General features: G+C 75.2%; 14 protein-coding genes and 1 pseudogene. 10 read left to right on the forward strand and 5 right to left on the reverse strand.

What is annotated here, in order from left to right; genetic code table 11:
* Nucleotides 1-113: 113 nt before the first annotated feature.
* Together WN71_RS25400 and WN71_RS25405 are read right to left on the reverse strand one after the other, a co-directional pair.
* Nucleotides 114-521: an SCO4983 family protein gene (locus WN71_RS25400; protein WP_046590092.1), complete on the reverse strand. Its 408-nt coding sequence runs from the start codon at nt 519-521 to the stop codon at nt 114-116.
* Nucleotides 522-685: 164 nt separating this feature from the next.
* On the reverse strand, nt 686-1897 hold the full coding sequence (locus WN71_RS25405; protein WP_046590093.1) for a pyridoxal phosphate-dependent aminotransferase: 1212 nt from the start codon (nt 1895-1897) through the stop codon (nt 686-688).
* A 164-nt stretch (nt 1898-2061) separates the two neighbouring features.
* On the opposite strand from WN71_RS25405, the gene WN71_RS25410 reads away from it, so the two are divergent.
* The gene (locus WN71_RS25410; protein WP_052743153.1) at nt 2062-2790 is read left to right on the forward strand and encodes a hypothetical protein; all 729 of its coding nucleotides are present in this window, start codon (nt 2062-2064) and stop codon (nt 2788-2790) included.
* 242 nt (nt 2791-3032) lie between these two features.
* The gene (locus WN71_RS25415) at nt 3033-3860 is read left to right on the forward strand and encodes a S1 family peptidase (RefSeq protein WP_046590094.1); all 828 of its coding nucleotides are present in this window, start codon (nt 3033-3035) and stop codon (nt 3858-3860) included.
* 76 nt (nt 3861-3936) lie between these two features.
* On the opposite strand, the gene WN71_RS25420 is transcribed toward WN71_RS25415, so the two are convergent.
* Complete coding sequence (locus tag WN71_RS25420; RefSeq protein ID WP_046590095.1) at nt 3937-5547, reverse strand: N-acyl-D-amino-acid deacylase family protein; 1611 nt, start codon at nt 5545-5547, stop codon at nt 3937-3939.
* 10 nt (nt 5548-5557) lie between these two features.
* Nucleotides 5558-6823: an amino acid deaminase gene (locus tag WN71_RS25425; protein WP_046590096.1), complete on the reverse strand. Its 1266-nt coding sequence runs from the start codon at nt 6821-6823 to the stop codon at nt 5558-5560.
* A 217-nt stretch (nt 6824-7040) separates the two neighbouring features.
* Between WN71_RS25425 and WN71_RS42880 the strand changes: the two are divergent.
* The 7 genes and pseudogenes from WN71_RS42880 to WN71_RS25460 form a co-directional block, all read left to right on the forward strand.
* Nucleotides 7041-8090, forward strand: a pseudogene (locus WN71_RS42880) (sugar kinase); the annotation flags it as partial.
* A gap of 563 nt (nt 8091-8653) precedes the next feature.
* The gene (locus tag WN71_RS25435) at nt 8654-9427 is read left to right on the forward strand and encodes an IclR family transcriptional regulator (protein WP_046590098.1); all 774 of its coding nucleotides are present in this window, start codon (nt 8654-8656) and stop codon (nt 9425-9427) included.
* The gene (locus WN71_RS25440) at nt 9424-9834 is read left to right on the forward strand and encodes a RidA family protein (RefSeq protein WP_046590100.1); all 411 of its coding nucleotides are present in this window, start codon (nt 9424-9426) and stop codon (nt 9832-9834) included. Before WN71_RS25435 ends, WN71_RS25440 begins: the two co-directional genes overlap by 4 nt.
* A gap of 191 nt (nt 9835-10025) precedes the next feature.
* Nucleotides 10026-11126, forward strand: coding sequence for a macro domain-containing protein (locus WN71_RS25445; protein WP_046590102.1), 1101 nt, complete (start codon nt 10026-10028; stop codon nt 11124-11126).
* Nucleotides 11123-11818 carry a hypothetical protein gene (locus tag WN71_RS25450; protein ID WP_420856527.1) on the forward strand — a complete coding sequence of 232 codons (696 nt, stop codon included), beginning with the start codon at nt 11123-11125 and terminating at the stop codon, nt 11816-11818. The genes WN71_RS25445 and WN71_RS25450 overlap by 4 nt, the downstream gene beginning before the upstream one ends.
* Nucleotides 11819-11852: 34 nt before the next feature.
* Nucleotides 11853-12506 (forward strand): RES family NAD+ phosphorylase, encoded by a 654-nt coding sequence (locus WN71_RS25455; protein ID WP_046590106.1) that lies wholly within the window; start codon nt 11853-11855, stop codon nt 12504-12506.
* A gap of 58 nt (nt 12507-12564) precedes the next feature.
* Complete coding sequence (locus tag WN71_RS25460) at nt 12565-16857, forward strand: CHAT domain-containing protein (RefSeq protein ID WP_046590109.1); 4293 nt, start codon at nt 12565-12567, stop codon at nt 16855-16857.
* On the opposite strand, the gene WN71_RS25465 is transcribed toward WN71_RS25460, so the two are convergent.
* Entirely contained in the window at nt 16838-18874 is a 2037-nt protein-coding gene (locus WN71_RS25465) for a caspase family protein (RefSeq protein WP_046590112.1), read from the reverse strand. The two genes, WN71_RS25460 and WN71_RS25465, sit on opposite strands and share 20 nt — an antisense overlap.
* 206 nt (nt 18875-19080) lie before the next feature.
* On the opposite strand from WN71_RS25465, the gene WN71_RS25470 reads away from it, so the two are divergent.
* Complete coding sequence (locus WN71_RS25470; protein WP_046590114.1) at nt 19081-19596, forward strand: hypothetical protein; 516 nt, start codon at nt 19081-19083, stop codon at nt 19594-19596.
* The last annotated feature ends 29 nt before the right edge of the window (nt 19597-19625 follow it).

Consider the following 19625-nt stretch of genomic DNA (forward strand, 5'->3'; position numbering starts at 1 on the left):
GGCGAGCGGGCGACCTGGACCCTCACCGGGCCGGGGCGGGAGGTCATGGCGCCCGGTCCGCGCGTCGCTGCGGGTGCACGCGGACCGGGGCCGATGGGGGACCCCGCGGGGGGTCAGTGGGCCGCGCTCAACTCCTCCGCGGCGGCGTGGGCGTCCATCCGTTCGGCGGCGAGGATCGCCGCCGCGGTGTCGGCCCGGGAGGCCGCGACGACCAGGGCGCGCCCCGCGAGGGCGTGCGCCCTGCGGTGCAGCACCGTGGGCGCCGCGGCGGAGGTCGCCGTCGCGCGCAGCGGGGGACGTCCGCCGCGCAGCCGCGCCACCTGGGTGGCGAGCCGCTCGGCCGCGGTGTCGAGGTCGGTGGACGGGGTCAGCGTGCGCAGCTCGTCGGTGACGGCCAGCAGCGCGGCGAGATGACCCGCGAGCTGGATGTCCAGCTCCTCCTCGCGCGACCGGTGGGGGAAGTCGGAGGTGGCGCGGGCCATCGTCGTGTGGACCGACTTGGTGCGGATCGGTTCGTACATGGATGGCCTCCTGTGCAGTGGCAGAAGCCATCCTAGCTTAGATTTCGTCTAAAGTTGTGGCGATGACAGAACTCGTCCGGCCGACCGCGTGTGGTGAGCGGACGGGGCGGGAAGCGTGCCGGTCCGCGGCCGTTGTGGTGGCGGTCCGGTCCGCGGCCGGCGGCCTACGGCTGTCCGTAGCCGTCCAGGAACGTGCCGATCCGGGTGACCGCGTCCCGCAGGTCGTCCACCGAGGGCAGGGTGACCACCCGGAAGTGGTCCGGCTCCGGCCAGTTGAAGCCGGTGCCCTGCACCACCATGATCTTCTCGCTGCGCAGCAGGTCGAGGACCATCTGCCGGTCGTCCTTGATCTTGAAGACCTTGGGGTCCAGGCGCGGGAAGAGGTACAGCGCGCCCTTCGGCTTCACGCAGGTCACGCCCGGGATCTGGGTGAGCAGCTCGTGCGCGACGTCCCGCTGCTCGCGCAGCCGCCCGCCCGGCAGCACCAGGTCGTTGATGGTCTGGCGGCCGCTGAGCGCGGCGACCACGCCGTGCTGGCCCGGCATGTTGGCGCACAGGCGCATGTTCGCCAGGATCGTCAGGCCCTCGATGTAGGAGTCGGCGTGCGCCCGCGGGCCGGAGATGGACATCCACCCCACCCGGTAGCCGGCCACCCGGTACGCCTTCGACATGCCGTTGAAGGTGAGGGTGAGCAGATCGGGGGCGATCTTCGCGGTGGGGGTGTGCGTGGTGCCGTCGTAGAGGATCTTGTCGTAGATCTCGTCCGAGCAGACCAGCAGGTTGTGCCGGCGGGCGATGTCGGTGATCCCCTTCAGCATCGCCTCGTCGTACACCGCGCCCGTGGGGTTGTTCGGGTTGATGATGACGATCGCCTTGGTGCGGTCGCTGACCTTGCGCTCGATGTCGGCGAGGTCGGGCATCCAGTCGGACTGCTCGTCGCACCGGTAGTGCACGGCGGTGCCGCCGGAGAGCGACACGGCGGCGGTCCACAGCGGGTAGTCGGGCGCGGGGACCAGGACCTCGTCGCCGTCGTCCAGCAGGCCCTGCATCGCCATCACGATCAGCTCGGAGACGCCGTTGCCGATGAAGACGTGCTCGACGTCGGTCTCGATGCCGAGGGTCTGGTTGTGCATCACCACCGCGCGGCGGGCGGCGAGCAGGCCCTTGGCGTCGCCGTAGCCGTGCGCCGTGGAGACGTTGCGGAGGATGTCCTCCAGGATCTCCGGCGGGCACTCGAAGCCGAACGCCGCCGGGTTGCCCGTGTTCAGCTTGAGGATGCGGTGACCGGCAGCCTCCAGCCGCATCGCCTCCTCGAGCACCGGGCCCCGGATCTCGTAACAGACGTTGGCGAGCTTCGTCGACTGGATCACCTGCATGACTGGGAGCTTACGGCCCGGTAACGGCGTTTGGCCCGTGTTTTCCGCCACGTGAGACGGCGTGCCGCGGGTGATTGCCGCCCTCCGTGTTCCGCCGGACCGGGTGGTATCTAGAATTCCCCGGCCATGTCCAGGCATCCCACTACGGAAACGGGGCGCACGGCGTGAATGCCGCCAACGATGCCACGGACGCCTTCGGTGTCCAGGGCGAGGGCCGCACGGGTGACCTGCCCGGCGCGGTGCCGAACGTCTACCATCCGGGGCTCGTCGACGCCCCGGAGTACGACGCGTACGCCGACCCCGCGGCGGCGCACGGCTGGCAGAACGCGTACGACGAGACGCGCGAACTGCCCCGGGTCGCCGACCTCGCGCCGCCGGGTCCCGGCGCCCCGACCGCCGGTGCGGACGACGGGGGACGGGCGGGGCGCCGGCGGGCCCTGAAGAAGTCGAACCGGTCGGGCTCGCGCCGGGTCGCGACGGCCGTCGGCGCGGTGGGCGCCCTGTCGCTGGCCGCCGTCATCGCGGGGCTCACCTTCTCCGGGTCGTCCTCGCCCGACGGCTCCCAGGGCACGGCGGGGCGGGGCGGCGCGAGCGCCGACGACTCCGCGCCGGGCGACGCGGCCTCGTCGGCGACGGCGTCCGCGTCCTCCGCGGCCGTGAGCGAGAGCGCGCTGCCGTTGAGCGCGACCACCACGGCGGGCGCCTCCGCCGCGGCCCCCTCGGTGACGGCGACGAGCACGCCCGCCGCCGCGACGGCGTCGGCCGGCCGGACGTCCGCCCCGCCGGCGTCCGTCTCGCCCTCGCCGACGACCGCGTCCGCCTCCGCGACGACCCCCACGCCGAGCGTCAGCTACCCGACCCACGGCCACGGGCACGGTCACGGGCGCGGCTAGTGCGGTCGCAGCGCTAGGGACACGACCAGGCGTCCGGCCGGGGACACGGCCGCAGTCCGCGTGGCTTCCTGAGCCCTCGCCCCCTCCTCCGGGGCGGGGGCTCTTCGCCGTGCCCGCGCGTTCAAAGGCCCGGCTCACAGGGCTTCTTGTCGGACCCTCTCTCCGGCCTCAGAATGTCCATGACAAAACAAGGCTCGGCCGGAAGATCTCCGGCCGTTCCCGTCCGAAGAGGGGACCCCCACATGAAGAAGCCTCTTCTCGCCGTGCTCGGCACCCTGGTCGTCACCGGGGCGGGCGTGGCACCCGCGGTCGCCGCTCCCCAGGCGCCCGCCGCGGTGACCGTCACCTACGCGGGCACCGTCTCGCTCAGCAACTGCTCCGGCTCCGTCATCCGGTTCGCCGGTTCGGCGGACAGCGACCCGGCGCTCGTCATGACCAACGGCCACTGCCTGGAGACCGGCTTCCCGGCGGCCGGCGAGGTCATCACCAACCAGTCCTCCAGCCGCACGTTCGGGCTGCTGAACTCCTCCGGCAGCAAGGTCGCCACGCTCCGCGCCAACCGGGTCGTGTACTCGACCATGACCGACACGGACGTCACGATCTACCGCACCACCACGACGTACGCGGCGATCAAGAGCTCCTACGGCATCAGCGCGCTCACCCTCAGCGCCACGCACCCGACCGCCGGTGCCGCCATCAAGGTGGTGTCCGGCTACTGGAAGACCACGTACACCTGCGCCATCGACGGGTTCGTGTACCGGCTGAAGGAGGGCGACTGGACCTGGAAGGACTCGGTCCGCTACACCTCCGCCTGCAACACCATCGGCGGCACCTCGGGCTCCCCGGTGATCGACACCTCCACCGGCCTGGTGGTCGCCGTCAACAACACGGGCAACGAGGACGGCGAGCGCTGCACGGAGGACAACCCGTGCGAGGTCGACGAGAACGGCAACGTCACCGTGCGCGAGGGCATCAACTACGCCGAGGAGACCTACCTCATCCCCGCCTGCTTCACCACGGGCAACGTGCTGAACCTGAGCGCCTCGGGCTGCACCCTGCCCAAGCCGTGACCCGTCCCCGGTAGCAGCGCGACGGCCGTCGGGACACGGCCGTGGCGCCACGGGGTGGTGACCGCGCGCGGGCCCGTCACACCGGGGTACGGCGGACCGCCCGTCCGGCCAGTACGTCCGTGCGGTGCCCGTCCTCGATCACGAACCGGCCGTCGATCAGGACGTGCGGGATGCCCGTCGGCAGCGCCCGCGGCTGCTCGAAGGTGGCCCCCGCCGCGACCGAAGCCGGATCGAACAGCACCAGGTCCGCCCGGTACCCCTCGCGCACCAGCCCCCGGTCCGGCAGCCGCAGCCGCGCGGCCGGCCGGCCGGTGAGATGCGCGACGCACTCCTCCAGCGGCAGCACTCCCAACTCCCTTGCGTAGCGCCCGAGATAGTGCGGGAAGGTGCCGTACGCCCGCGGATGCGGCTTGGCGCCGCGCAGGATGCCGTCGGAGCCGCCCGTGTGCACCCGGTGCCGCATGATCGCGCGGACGTTCTCCTCGTGGCCGACGTGCTGGAGCACCGTCGGGCCGAGCCGGTCGGCGAGCAGCAGCCGCCGGGCCGTGGTCCACGGGGCCTCGCCGAGCCGGTCCGCGGACTCCTGGACCGTACGGCCGACGTACTCCGCGAGCGCCGGGTCGCCCACCCCGGAGATCTCCACCGTGTCCCAGTCCACCGGGACCCCGTGGCAGCCGTCCGCGCCGGTGACCTCCAGGTCGTACCGGATCCGCTCGGCGGTCGCCTCGTCGCCCAGCCGGGCCAGGACCTCCGCGGGGCCGCCCGCGCCCGCCCAGCCGGGCAGCAGCGCCGCCAGCGTGGTCGAGCCGGGGGTGTACGGGTAGGTGTCGAAGCTGAGGTCCGCCCCGGCGTCCAGCGCCTGGTCCAGCAGCGCCAGCAGCTCGGGCGCCCGGCCCTCGTTCACGCCGAAGTTCAGCGTCGCGTGGGCCAGATGCAGCGCGCAGCCCGCCTCGCGGGCCAGCGCGATCATCTCCGCGTACGCCTCCAGGGCCCCGGCGCCGTAGGAACGGTGGTGCGGGCAGTAGTAGCCGCCGTACTCCGCCACCACCCGGCACAGCGCGGTCAGTTCACCGTCCTCGGCGTACATCCCGGGCGTGTAGGTGAGTCCGGACGACAGCCCCATCGCACCCTGTTCGAGCCCCTCCGCGACCAACCGCCGCATCCGGTCCAGCTCCCGCGCGGTGGCGGGCCGGTCCGCCCAGCCGACGACCAGCGCCCGGACCGTGCCCTGCGGGATCAGATAGGCCGCGTTCACGGCGATCCCGCGGTCCAGGCGGTCCAGGTACTCGCCGACCGAGCGCCAGTCGAAGTCGACGTCGTCGCCGGGCCCGTTCCAGCCGGTGATCGCGCGCCGCACCTCGGCCAGCGTGCGGTCGTCGACCGGGGCGTACGACAGCCCGTCCTGGCCCAGCACCTCCAGGGTGACGCCCTGCGCCGCCTTCGCGCAGTGGCCGGGGTCGGTGAGCAGGGCGAGGTCGGAGTGGGCGTGCATGTCGATGAAGCCGGGCGCGAGGACCAGGCCCTCCGCGTCCAGCTCCCGGCGCGCCTTCGGGCGCTGGCACCCGGCGGCGGCCGCCTCCTTGACGATCGAGACGATCCGGCCGCCGTCGACCACCACGTCCGCGCGGTAGGCGTCGCCGCCGGTGCCGTCGACGACGTCCGCGTCCCGGACGACCAACTCCTCCATCGCAGGCCTCCTAGAAGAACGTCCGGATGTAGTCGACCACCGTGCCGTCGGCCTCGGCCACCGGGATCAACTGCCACTTGTCGAAGGTCGTGCAGGGGTGGGACAGGCCGAGCCCGACCCAGTCGCCGACCTCGACGTCCGCCTCCGGGCCGGTGTCGAGCCACGCGTGCTGGTCGGACAGGCGGGCCACCGACACGCCGGTCGCGGGGCGTTCGACACCGTCGCGGCGCACCGCCAGGGCCACCGGCAGATCCAGGTCGTGGGCCGCGTCGCGCTTGCCCGCGTTGGCGAACGCCTGCTCGGGCGACGGCCGCGACACCACCTGCGCCCACAGCCGGAACGCGGGCTCCAACGCGCCTTCCCCGGGCACCCGGTTGAACGGCGTCAGCCTGCGGTAGTGCCCGTCGTCGTGCGACACGTACGCGCCCGAGCGCAGCAACTTGAGCACGGGGAGGGACAGTTCCGGAATCTCGGCGAAGACCTCGGCGACCGTGTCGAACCACGCGCTGCCGCCCGCGCTCACCACGATCTCGTCCGCGCCCCCGAACCGGCCCTCCTTGTCGAAGCCGGCGGCCAGCGCCACCAGCCGGGACAGCCAGGCGCCCACCCGCTCCGGGTCCGCGCCCGGCACCTCGCCCTCGTAGCCCGCCACGCCGACCAGCCGCAGGTGCCGTGCGGCCGCCACCGCGTCCGCGACCCGCGCGCACTCCGCCTCCGTGCGCACCCCGGTCCGCGCGCCGTCGCCCGCGGCGAGTTCGATCACGACGTCCAGCGGGCGCCCGCTCCCCGCGAGAGCCGCGTCCATCAGCTCCACGCCGCGCACCGAGTCGACGTAGCAGACGAAGCGGAAACCGGGGTCGGCCGCCAGCTCGCCGGCGATCCGGCGCAGCGCCGCCGGGTCGACCAGCTCGTTGGCGAGGAAGATCCGCCGCACGCCGAACGCCCGCGCCACCCACACCTGGTGGGGGACGGCGAGCGTGATGCCCCACGCGCCGCGCTCGATCTGCCGATCGAACAGCTGGGGGGCCATGGTCGTCTTGCCGTGCGGGGCGAACGCGAGGCCGTGCCGGACCGCGTACGTCTCCATCAGGCGCAGATTGTGCTCCAGGCGCTCGGCGGACAGGGCGAGAACGGGCGTGGTGAAGCCGCCGTCGAACAGGTTCCGGCGCTGCGCGGTGAGTTCCCCGACGGTCAGCCCCTCGGCGTCCGGGGGCAGCCCCTTGAAACGGTGACCGACCCGCTCCGCGGCCAGCCCGGCAAGCGCTTCGGACCTCATCGACCCTCCTGATCAGGTACGTTGCGTCCTGTGCAACGTCCATTGCGTATGTCGCTCACCGCTGTCTAACATCTCGCCCGACACGGGGTCAACGAACCGGCTCCGTCCGCCCGCCCCGCTCGCGCCGCCCGTCTCGCCCCGCTCGACCTCGCGCGCCCCGCCCCGCTCGACCCGCCCGCCTCGCCCACCGCGCCCGCCCCGAGGAGCCCCGAGCACCGTGACCACCGCAGGTCCCGTAGCCGCAGGCGCAGCCGTTGCCGCTGCCGGCCCCGCCCGGGTCGACGTCGCCGCGCTCGGCGAGTCCATGGTGACCTTCCACCCCACCCGTCCCGGCCGCCTCGCCGACGCGCCCGCCTTCGTGCGCGGGGTCGGCGGGGCGGAGTCCAATGTGGTCTGTGCCCTCGCCGCGGCCGGTCACTCCACCCGCTGGGTCGGCCGGGTCGGCGCCGACGGCTTCGGCGACCACCTCCTCGCCACGATCGGCCGCCACGGCGTCGACGTCGCCGCCGTGCGCCGCGACCCGGCGCGTCAAACCGGCGTCTACTTCCGCACCGCGGCCGACCGCGCGCACGGCGACCACGAGGTGGCCTACTACCGCGCCGGATCGGCCGCCTCCGCCATGACCCCGGACAACGTCGACCGCGCGGCGCTGCGCGCGGCCCGCGTCCTGCATCTGACCGGGATCACCCCCGCCCTCTCCGCCGGCTGCCACGCCCTCGTCCGCGCGCTGACCGCGCCCGCGGCCCCGGGCGGCCCGCTGATCTCCTTCGACGTCAACCACCGGCCCGCCCTGTGGCGGGAGCGGGCCGCCGGGCCCGTGCTGCTCGACCTCGCGCGCGCCGCGGACCTCGTGTTCGTCGGCGCGGACGAGGCCGCCGAGCTGTGGGGCCTCGTCGGCCCCGAGGCCGTCCGCGCCGCGCTGCCCGGCCCCGGGATCCTGGTCGTCAAGCAGGGGGCGGACGGCGCCACCGCCTTCGCCGGGCCCGTCACCGCCCACGCGCCCGCCCTGCGGGTCGACGTCGTGGCGGCCGTCGGCGCGGGCGACGCCTTCGCGGCCGGGTTCCTCTCCGCCACGCTGCGCGGGCTGCCGCTCCGCGACCGCCTGCGCCACGGACACCTGGCGGCCGCGGCCGCCCTCACCGTCCCCGGCGACCTCGCCCGCCCGCCGTCCCGCGCCCACGCCGACCGCCTGACCGCGCTCGACGACACCGCGTGGGGGAGACTCCGACTCGCCACGGGCTGGACCCGGACCGACGCCCGGGACGAGCCCGGGGCTGCCGCCTGGGACGAGCCCCGGGCTGACGCCTGGGACGAGACCCGGGCCGACTCCCGGGGTGAGATCCGGGCCGAGGCCCGAGCTGACGCCCGGACTGACGCCCGGGACGAGCCCCGGGCTGACGTCTGGGACGAGCCCGGGGCTGACGTCTGGGACGAGACCCGGGCCGACTCCCGGGGTGAGATCCGGGCCGAGGCCCGGACTGACGCCCGGGACGAGCCCCGGGCTGACGTCTGGGACGAGCCCGGGGCTGACGTCTGGGACGAGACCCGAGCTGACTCCCGGGGTGAGCCCCGGGCCGACGCCCAGGACGAGACCCGCGACGAGCCCCGGGGCGCCGCCCGGGACGAGCCTCGGGCTGACGCCTGGGACGAGCCCCGGGGCGACTCTCGGGACGAGACCCGGGCCGACTCCCGGAGTGCGCCCCGGGACGAGACCCAGTCCGAGGCCGACGCCCACGCCGAGACCCAGGGCGCGACCCACGCCCAGTCCCACTCCGAGACCCCGCCCGCCCCCGGCGCCGAGGTCGGCGTCCATGAGGAGGTGCCCACCGCATGAGCCAGTCCGTCGACCGGGCCCTGAGCATCCTGCCGTTGCTCGCCGAGGGACCCGCCGATCTCGGCAAGGTCGCCGACCGGCTCGGCGTGCACAAGTCCACCGCGCTGCGCCTGCTGCGCACCCTCGACGAGCACGGCCTCGTCTACCGCCAGTCCGACCAGCGCTACCGCCTCGGCGCCCGCCTCTTCGCCCTGGCCCAGGAGGCCGTGGAGAACCTCGACGTCCGCGAGATCGCCCACCCCCACCTCGTCCGGCTGAACGAGAGCTGCGGGCACACCGTGCACCTCGCGGTGTACGAGGACGGCGAGGTGCTCTACCTCGACAAGGTCGACAGCCGCTACCCCGTGCGCATGTACTCGCGCATCGGCCGCCCCGTCGCCCTCACCGTCGCCGCCGTCGCCAAACTGCTGCTCGCCGACCTTCCCGAGGCCGAGCGCCGCACCGTCGCCGGCGGCCTCGACTACCCCCTCTACACGCCCCGTTCCACCCCCAACGCCCCCGCCTTCCTGCGCGAGTTGGCCAAGGTGCGGGAACAGGGCTGGGCCACCGACCTCGGCGGCCACGAGGAGTCCATCAACTGCGTCGCCGCCCCGATCCGCGGCGCGGACGGCAAGGTCGCCGCCGCGCTGTCGGTCTCCGCGCCGAACGTCGTCGTCGGCGCCGACGAACTCCTCACCCTGCTCCCGCTGGTGCGCCGCACCGCCGACGCCGTCAGCGCCGAGTACTCCGGGCGGCCCCCGGAGAACGACCCAGCAAAGGAACCCGCATGACGGACAAGATCGCGCTCACCCCGAAGACCCACACCGCCCCGCCCGCGAAGTTCTCGCACGGCATCCGCAAGGGGAACATCCTCCAGACCGCGGGCCAGGTCGGCTTCCTGCCGGCCGAGGAGGGCAGAGCCCCCGTGCCCGCCGGGCCCACCCTGCGCGAGCAGACCCTGCAGACCCTCGCCAACGTCAAGGCGGTCCTGGAGGAGGGTGGCGCGGGCTGGGACGACGTGGTGATGATCCGCGTCTACCTCACCGACGTCGCCCACTTCCCCGAGTTCAACGAGATCTACGACCGCTACTTCGAGGAGCAGGCCCTCACCCAGCCGCCCGCCGCCCGCACCACCGTCTACGTCGGCCTGCCGCCCGGCCTGCTGATCGAGATCGACGCGCTGGCCGTGCTCGGCTGACCGCCCACCTCCGCGAAGAACTCCCTTTCCTGGCAGCGGAGTCGGACTCGGAGTCGGGCCGTGCGGCGACTCCGCCCCGGAATCGACCCGTTTCCACCCGGGCCCCGACCGGCCCGCCGTGTGCAATGGACGAGGGGGAGCAACCGGATCGGGCTTGTGAGGGCGGAGGCGGCGATGGAATTCTTGGGTTCATGCCGCACCTCCCTCACCTGCCCGATCACGGCGCGGTGCTCGCCGAGGTGAGGACCGTGCGGCGGGCCGGAGTCGTCCGGCTGCGCGGACTCGACACCCCGCAGCTCGCCCGCATGGCCGGTGAACGGCCGGGGGAGGAGGGCGAGTTACCGGCCCACGCGATCGAACGCCTGCTGCGCGAAGCCGTCCTGGCGATCGGCGGCGGCACCCTGCAGACCGCCGCCGAGTACAGCCTCGGCCTCGCCCAGGGCACCCGCGACTGGCCGGCCGCCGACCGGCGCAGGCGCGCCGCCGAGGTGTACGGCGTCAGCGTCGAACGGTTCCGCAAGCACCACGAGTTGATGGTGCTCGGGCAGATCGCCGAACAGCTCCTCGGCATCGCCGCCCGCCGCACCGCCGCCCCGGTCCGCCCCGGACGGCTGGCCGCCGCCCACCGCGTCGTACGGCCGTACGTCCACGACCGCACCGTCGCCATCACCCTGCACGTGCACTCGGTCGAGCTGCTGCGGGACGTCGACGTCGTCGTCTCCCCGTCCAACACGCACTTCGCGCTGCCCGCCTCCTACAAGGCGTCCGTCGCCGCGACCCTGCGGCGCGCGGGAGCGCGCACCGACCCGACGGGGGCGCTCGTCGAGGACCTGGTCCACGACGAGCTGCGGGGGTGGGCCGTCCGGCACGGGACACCCGGCCGGGCGGCCCTGCCCGGCACGGTCGCCCCGACCGGCGCGGGCGCCCTCGCCGAGCAGGGCGTGCGCCGCATCTACCACGTGGCCGTGGCCGTGCCCCGGCCCGGCACCAGCGACTACGACGTCCAGCCCGCCGACATCACCCGCGGGGTCACCCGCGCCTTCCGGCTGCTCGCCGACGAGGCCCCGCGCCACGACCCGCCGCTCACCTCCATCTGCCTGCCGCTGCTCGGCGCGGGCCGCGGCGGGCTGCCGCCGCTGGAGAGCTTCGGCGCGCTGTGGACCGCCGTGGAGGCCGAACTCGCCCGCGGCGCGCCGTGGCAGGTGCACCTGGTGATGCGCCGCCACGCCCGGGCCGACCTCGTGGAACGGCTGCTGGGCGGAGCGCACGGGCCCGGACAGGAGAAGCGGTGACAGGGGGACCAGTGGATCCGTACGCCGTGCTCGCCGTCGCCGCCGCCGGCTGGGACCGGCTGGCCGGCCGGCTCGCCGAGCCCACCCGGGAGCGGCTCGCCGCCCTGCTCGCCGTCGTCCGCGGTCACCACGGCGACATCCGTGGCGACCACCACGGCGACACCCGCGCGCGGGACGACGCCGCCGCCGAGGCCGCCGGGCTGCTGCGCGAGGCGCTGCCCGGCGAGTTCGGCCCCGGCGCCGAGTCCCGGCTCGCCGGCGCGCCCCCCGGCACGCCACCCGCCTACCAGGGCTTCCACGCCGAGGACCTCGCCGTCCTCGTCCTCGACGGGCACCGTATGGTCGGCCCGGTCCTCGGCCCCGTGCGCGAACGGCTGCTCGCCGCGCCCGCGCTGGACGCCGACGCCCTGCTGCGGCGCGGCGGCGACCCGCAGGCGCCCGGACTGATCCGGCTGCCCGGCCCCGGCGGCCGGGCGCGGCTGCCCCGCTTCCAGTTCTCCGAGGACACCCTGCCCTGGCTGGTCGTCCTGGAGGTCAACGCGCTCCTCGACGCCGCACACGACCCCTGGGGCGCCGCCGACTGGTGGCTGTCGCCCAACGCCTGGCTCGGCGGCGCGCCCGCCGCGCTGCTCGGCACCGGACGCGACCCGCACCTCGTCGACATCGCGCGGTTCCTGATGGAGGAGGAGTGAGCGTGCCGCCCACCCCCCAGGAAGAGAGCTGACCGTGCCCAACTACCGGCCGCCCGAGCACCTGACGGCCACCCCCGCCAAGGCCGTGCTGACCCGCGGCACCGTGCTGCACCGCGTGCACTCCCTGCACCGGCCCGCCACCGCCTTCAACCCGCGCCCCGCCCACTGCCTCTACGGCGGCGGCCGGTTCGACGCCACCGCCTGCGACCGCTACGGCTACCTCTACGCGGGCACCACCCCGGCCGCCGCCGTCTGCGAGACCCTGCTGCGCTCGCTGCCCTTCGACCCGGCGGGCGGCCCCCGGCTGCTGCCCCGGGCCGCGGTGCGCGGCCGGGGCGTGAGCACCCTGCGGCTGGCCGCCGACGTCACCGTGGTCGCCCTGATGACCGCGCAGGACCTCGCGGGCGTCCACCAGGACAGCTGGCTGGTGCAGACCGAGGCCGCCGAGTACGCCTACACCCGGGACTGGGCGCACTGGATCCGCCGCCACACCGAGCCCTGGGCGCAGGGCATGGTCTGGTCCTCCAAGCGCGAGCCCGGCGACCGCACGGTGGTCCTCTTCGGCGACCGCTGTCCGCCCGACGCCGTCACCGAAGTCGAAGGCCACACCGTGGACTTCGCGACCGACGACGGACGCGGATGGCTCGACTCCGTCCTCCGGCCCTACTTCACCCGCCTCGCGCCGTAGAAGCCACAGACGCCACAGACGCCACAGACGCCGTAGAAGTCGTAGAAGAATTGCTCATATGCCCGACGACGCAGCAGAGTTGTCCGCCCTCGTGGCGGAGATCGCCGCCGAGCGCGACCGTGTGCTCGACGATCTCTCCCGCCTGTCCTCCGGCGACCCGGACGCGCCCGCCCTCTGCGGCTACGCGGGCGAGCTGAGCTACCGCCTGCACGCCCTCGGCCACGGCGACGACGAGGACGCCGTCGCGCTCGACGCCTTCGAGCACGCCTTCGGCCGCCCGGGCCCCGCCGACGACCCCATGTGGTCGGCATGGCGGGTGATATTCGGGCATCTGCGGGCGCAGCGCTACGACGAAGCCCGACCCGACCGGGAACTCCTTTCCGAGGTGGTGGAGTTGCTGGGTGTCGGCGCGGACGGACTGCCGCCCGACGACCCGGACTTCGACCCGGTCCGCGAGGTCGCGCACGCCCTGCTCGTCGCCTGCACCCGCGAACGCTACGAGCGCCGTACCCCCGCCGACGACGAGGGCGCCCTCCTCGATGATGCGCTCACCCGCCACCACGACGCCCTGTCTGCCGCCGACCCGGCCATCGAGGGGATCGCCGACCTCCGCGTCGACCTGGGCCTGCTGCACATCCGGCGGTTCGCGCTGCGCGGGGACCTCGACGACGCCGCCGCCTCGGCCCGCCACTACCGTGCCGCCCTGGACGGCGCGCACCCCGTCGCCGCCGCCGACGTGCCCCAGGTGTGGCACAGCGCCGGCGTCGCCCTGATGCTGCACGGGCGGGCCACCGAGGACCGCCGCGAGCTGGAGTCCGCCCGCGACGCCTTCGACACCGCCCTCACCGAGCTGCGCCGCTCGGGCGCCGACGCCCCCGAGTGGGCGTGGGAGGTGCGCTGCGACGCCGTGTTCATCCGCGCGACGCTCTGGGCGGTCTGGAAGGACCAGGCCCACGGCGCGGCGGCCGAGGTCGAGCTGACCCGGCTGCTGGCCGTGCCCGGCGCCGAGGACCGGCTGCTGCCGCCGTACCTCGACGTCTTCGGGCGGCTGCTGTACGAACGGGCCGCGGAGCGCGACGACGCCGGCGGCCGCGACCGGGCCATCGCCCTGCTCCGGCACGCCCTCGACACCTGGGACCCCGCACGCGACGGCGACTCCACCGTCACCGCGATGTTCCTCGCCTTCTTCCAGCAGGCCCGCTACCCCGACGACCCCGACCCGGGGCGGGCCCGCGACGTCCTCGAAGGAGTCGCCCCGACCCTGCGGAGCTCCCTCGACGTGCAGGGCCTGAGGCCCATGGCCCTTCTGATGGACGCCTGGGCCCGCTACCGGCTCGTCGAGCACGGGCTTCTCGCCGAGCGCGAGGGCGTACCCGAGGGGCTCGACGTCGAAGGCGTCCTCTCCGCGTACAACGCCATGAACGACGACCTCCAGCAGGGCCGCTCCCACTTCGACTTCGGCGAGGACGAGCACCTGCCCGGCTTCGGCCGGGACGTGACCGGCAGCCACCGGCGGCAGGCGGCCTTCGACCAGGTGCTCGCGGGCGTGCGCGCCACCGAGCCCGGCAGCGAGGCGCGCGCCCGGCTCGCCTCGATGCTCCTCGGCAACCTCATCGCCTTCGACCCCGACGGCCGCCACGTCACCGCCGACCAGCGGCGCGAGCTGATCGAGGCCGTGTTCCAGCGGGTCGAGCAGGACCCCGCCTGGCTCGGCAAGGCGCACGCGGTGGCCGGTGTCTCCCTGCTCGGCGCCGAGATGGCCGGCTCCGGCTCCGGCCTCGACGCCGTGCTCGCCCACTTCGACCAGGCCGAGGCCGCGGGGCAGGACTCCGGTCGCGACTACGGCGTCGCCCTCGCCCGGCTCGCCGCGCAGACCCGGCGCGGGCAGACGGGCGGCGCCGCCGACGACATGGAGGCCGGCGCCGAGGCGTGGCGGCGGCTGCGCGAGGACCCGACCGTGCCCCGGTACCTGCGGCAGTCCATGGACCTGCAGCAGGCCTCCCACGACGCGTTCGCTGCGACCCGCCGCGGCGACCTCGCGGCGGCCGACCGCAGCATCGTCCAACTCGCCACCGGACACGCCGAGATGAGCGACGAAGACCCCAGCCGCATCCAGATCTACACGCTCATGGAGAACGCGCGCGCCGCCCGCGACCATCTCGCCGAGACGCTCGGCGTGCCCCCGCTCGCGCCGCCCGCCCACCGCCCCGGGGTACTCGAACTGCGCCGCCAGGCCGCCCGGTTGCCCCGCGACCACCGGGCCTGGGTGCTCGGCGACAACGGCGTCACCCGCTTCGGCAGGGCCGGGACGGCACAGGACGGGCCCGGCCTGTCGGACGCGGCCCGGCTGCTGCAGGAGGCGTACGACCTGTCCGACCCCGGCAGCGACAACCGGCTGCGCTACGCCAACTGCCTCGGCATGGCCCACTGCGTGCTCGCCTCCATGCAGATCGACCGGGTCCACAGACGGGAGCGGCTGGCCCGCGGGATCGCCCTCCTGGAGGGCGCCCTCGCCGAGGCGGGCGGCCCCGAGCACCGGCTGCACGCGCCGACCGGCCTCGCCCTGGCCCGCGCCTACCGCGACCGCGACGACCCGCACCGTCGCGACCGGGCCGCCGCCCGCCGCGTCGGCCTCGACTCGCTGCGCGGCCACGCCTGGGCCGCCCTCCTGCAGTCCGGCACCGGGCACGCCGAGCTCGCCGCCGCGCAGGCCACCACCGCGGCCCTGGAGGTGGCCGGGTGGTGCCTCAAGGACGACCGGCCCGAGGAGGCGCTGCGCGCCCTGGACGCCTGCCGCGGACTCGTCCTGCACGCCGCGGTCATTTCCACCTCCGTGCCCGACCTGCTCACCGCGGCCGGGCACACGGACCTCGCCGCCGAGTGGCGCGCCTCGGGCGCCGACAGCGCCGGGCTCCCGCAGAACCCGGGGGCCGCGGTGGCGAGCCCGCTCGGCGTGCCCAGCTCCCTGCGCCGCCGCGTCCTCGCCGCGCTCACCCCAGGAGACTCCCCGCAGACGGCCCTGCTGCTGGACCCGCCCGCCCCCGAGGAGATCGGTCGCGCCCTGCGCTCCCTCGGCAAGGACGCCCTGGTCTACCTGGTCCCCGCCTCGGAGGACGTGGCGGGCACGGCCGTCGTGGTCACCTCCGGGGGAGCGGTCCACGCCGTACCCCTGCCCACCCTGACGGAGACGGCGGCACCGCTGAAGGAGTACACCCCGGCGACCGCGCCCCTGGACCGCACACCCACCGGCCCGACCGGGCGCCCCGCACCCACCGGGCCGCCCTCGGAGGCGTCCACGGAGCCTCCCGCCGGCCCGCCCTGGGGACCGCCCGCCGGGCCGGGCCCCGAGCCCCGTGACCCCCGGGTCCTCGGGCCCGTCCCCGGGTTCGGGCGGGATGCCTCGCGGAGCCTGCGGCGGCAGCTCGACCGGTTGTGCGGGTGGGCCTGGTACGCGGGGATGCGGCCGTTGCTGGAGGCGTTCGAGATGCCGAGCGGGCGGCTGCCGCGGCTCGTGCTCGTGCCGATGGGGGCCCTCGGGCTCGTGCCCTGGCACGCCGCCTGGGAGGCGGGCGGCCCGCGCGGCCGGCAGTACGCGCTCCAGGCCGCCGAGATCTCCTACGCCGCCTCCGCGCGCCTGCTCTGCCAGGTCGCCGCCCGCCCCGCGGCCGCCCGCCCCGGCGCCGCGCTCTTCGTCGGCAACCCGACCGGCGACCTCTACCACGCGGGCGAGGAGGCCGACGCCGTCCAGCGCGTCTTCTACCCCGACGGCCGCTTCCTCGGCCACCGCACCCGCGGCGCCGCCGACGGCCCCGGCACCCCCGGCGAGGTGCTCGACTGGCTGCGCTCACCGCCCGCCGAGGGCGAGGAAGGCGGCGGCGTGCTGCACCTCGCCTGCCACGCCTCGGTCGCCGCGGGCGCCCGCCGCAGCGCCTATCTCTCCCTGTCGGACGGTCAGTTGGCGGCCGAGGAACTCACCGAGGCGGTGGCGGCGGACGACGGCCGGCTCGGTCTCGTGCTGCTCGCCGCCTGCCGCAGCCATGTCTCGGGCCGCGGCCACAACGAGGCGTACTCGCTCGCCACCGCCTTCCTGGTGGCGGGCGCCCGCTCGGTCGTCGGCTCCCTGTGGCCGGTGCCGGACGAGGCGACGTCCGTGCTGATGTTCCTCACCCACCACTTCCTGCGCACCCACGGCGAACCCCCCGGGCGCGCCCTGCGCCGCGCCCAGCTGTGGATGATCGACCCTGACCGCGAACTGCCCGCTCAGCTGCCCGCGGAACTCGCCGAGCGGGCGGCGCGCATCGACCCGCACGACCTGAGCGCGTGGGCGGGGTTCACGCACCTGGGCCAGTGAACCGCCCGCGTCCCGCCGCGGCCCTCGGAGCGTCGGCAGCGCCCGCCGGCACCGGCCCCGGCACCACCGTCCGCAGCGGCACGGTGGCCGTCGTCCAGCGCATCGCGCCGCCGGTCAGCACCGGCCCCAGCTTCCGCGTGCCGGTGGGCAGGCGTGGGCTCCACTCGGGCAGCTGGAACGGCGCCGTGTTCAACTCGCCCTCCGCGACGATCAACTTGAGCCAGTCCCGCGCCTGCGCGCCCGGCACCTCGGCGCGCCCGGCGGGCAGGGACAGTCGTACCGGGTCGCCGTCGAGCGCGTGCCCGGTGCGGCCGGGACCGATGAAGTGGCCTTCGTACAGGGCCGGATCCGAGGCGTACCGGTCGGTCAGGTCGAGCAGCAGGCACCACAGCGTGCGGTCCGGCGAGCGGTTGTGCAGCCGGATCGACACCCACGGCGCCTGCGGGCCGTCCGGTCCCGGCCGGTAAGGCACGACGATCTCCCCGCTCGCGTCCGGCAGGAGCACCTCCCCGGTCTGAGCCCCCCATGGCGCCACCTCCACCCGCACCAGGCCGTCCAGCGGCGAGGGCCGCGGCGCGAGGTCGCGCAGCCGGTGCCAACGGGTCAGGTGCGCGAGGCAGTTGGCGACCCGCCCCGCGGCCTCGCCCGGCCCGCGGAACCCGCCCAGCGCGACCGGCTCCGTGTACGGCGTCCCGTCCCGCCGCAGCACATGCGCCACCCCGTCCCGCACGAGCACCCGGAAGTGCACGTCGGCCGCCGTCTCGGGCCCGTCCGCCAGACGCAGCAGCGGCGCCCGCCGCACCGCCTCCGTCAGCTCCGCGACCACCTCGGGCGGGCCGTCGAGGGTCACGCTGCCCGGCGGCAACGCCAGCGCCGACACGGTCACCGGGTAGACCCGGTCGTGGGCGGGCACCCAGCCCACCGGCTCGACGAGCGTCCGCTCCGGCCGTACCGAACGCGCGGCGACGACCTGGCCTCCGCCGTCCAACGGCCTCCCGCCGGGCCCCTCGGACACGACGGCGAACTCCGTTCCCTCGGCGCCCGGCCCGTCCGGCAGACCGTGCGCGCTGCCGCAGTCCACCTCCCAGCCGTTCGGCCCGAACCGCAGCAGTGACTCGGCGGGCCGCGCCTCCGACCCGTCGAGGAAGGGCCGGTCCGCGTCCCCGCCGTGCAGGTTCGGGAACAGCACGGGGCGCTGCCCGGTGCCGAGCCGCTGCACCGTCGCGGAGGCCGCGCTGAGCAGCTCCCGCCCGGTCGCCGCGGGCCCGGCCGCGCGCGCCGCGCCGACCAGCGCATACGTGAACGCACCGTGCCGCCTGCCCCCGAACCAGTCCTCGTACGACGGCAGGTCCAGCCGGCTCGCGGCAAGCAGCAGATGCCGGGGACCGGCCGCCACCACCGGAACCGCGCGGTCGGCGGCGGCGCCGCCCGGGGTCGCCTGCGGGTCGGACACGCCGACCGGGGGCGCCCATGGGTCGGGCGTGCCGGCCGGGGTTGCCTGCGGGTCGGGTGCGTCCGTCGTGTGCTCCCGCGGGCCGAAGTCCCAGTCGGGTGACGGCGGGGCGAAGCGGGCGGCCCGGTCCCGGGTGGCTCCGCCCGAGTGGCAGCAGTCCAGCACCGCCGTGACCCGGGCGCCGCCCGCCGCGACCGTGTCCAGCAGCACGCCGAGCCGCTTGTCGAGCAGGATGCCGTCGACGCAGACCAGGGCCTGGTTCAGCCCCGTCGCCTCGATCAGCAGATCGCCTCCGTGGGCCGGCTCCTGCGTGCCGTGCCCGGAGAACCACAGCAGCGCCAGATCGCCCGCGCCGGCCGCCCCCAGGTGCCGTAGCACCGCGTCCGTCACCGCCTCGACGGTCGCCTCGGAGTTCCGCAGCACCCGCACCTCGGCCCGCTCCCCGGCGAGGTCGTCCAGCAGCCGCCGCGCGGCGGCGATGTCGTTGAGACAGCCGCCGAGCGAGGGCGCGACCGAGGCCGGATACGTGTCGATCCCCACCAGCAACGCATGGATCTTCCCCATGGCGGAGAGTCTGCCAGGGGGAGCCGGGGCCGGGACAGAAACGGAACAGCAACCGGATGGTCGTCAACTGGGCTTTTTCCGGGCGCAATCAGGTCACGCGGAGGACAATCGGTAGTACCGGTCGCACTCTTGACGTCACATCACTAACCTTGATGACAGGAGAACCGGCTCGTTCCGGTGCACCGCCCATGACACTCGGGGGACACATGGGGTACGTCGAACGACCGCGCCGCATCGTGGGCGCGAACGGGGGACCGGCGGGACCGGCGTCCGCCCCGGGCTCGGGCCGCCGCCTGATCGGCGGCCAGGACCAGGTCCGGCAGCCGGAGCGGGCCATCGCCCCCGGCCCGCGCACCGTACCCCACACCCTCTACCGGTCCCGCTCGAGGCGGCTCCTCGACGCCGTCCGTACGCTCGACGCCGGCCTCGACGACCAGGCGTGCCGCGCCCTCGCCGAGTGGGTCCGCGAGGAGTACCGCTCGGACCACGGCGACGTACCGCTCGGCTTCGTCGCCCGCTGTTACCTCGGACCGCCCTACGTCGACCACCAGCTGAACCTCTTCCACGTGATCGTCCGGCACTTCGCGCCCGCCGAGCCGATGCCGGACCCCTTCTCCGCGGCCCGCATGCTCGCCCGCTCCGGCGGCTACGCCTACATCGAGGTCTACGGCGACGGCCTGATCCTGCCCGTCCTGGAGGACGGCACCGTGGTGCGGCCCTGAGCCGCGCCCATCTCTCCCCCCCCCCACGA

It is taken from the genome of Streptomyces mangrovisoli, from assembly GCF_000974985.2.
Classification (GTDB): domain Bacteria; phylum Actinomycetota; class Actinomycetes; order Streptomycetales; family Streptomycetaceae; genus Streptomyces; species Streptomyces mangrovisoli.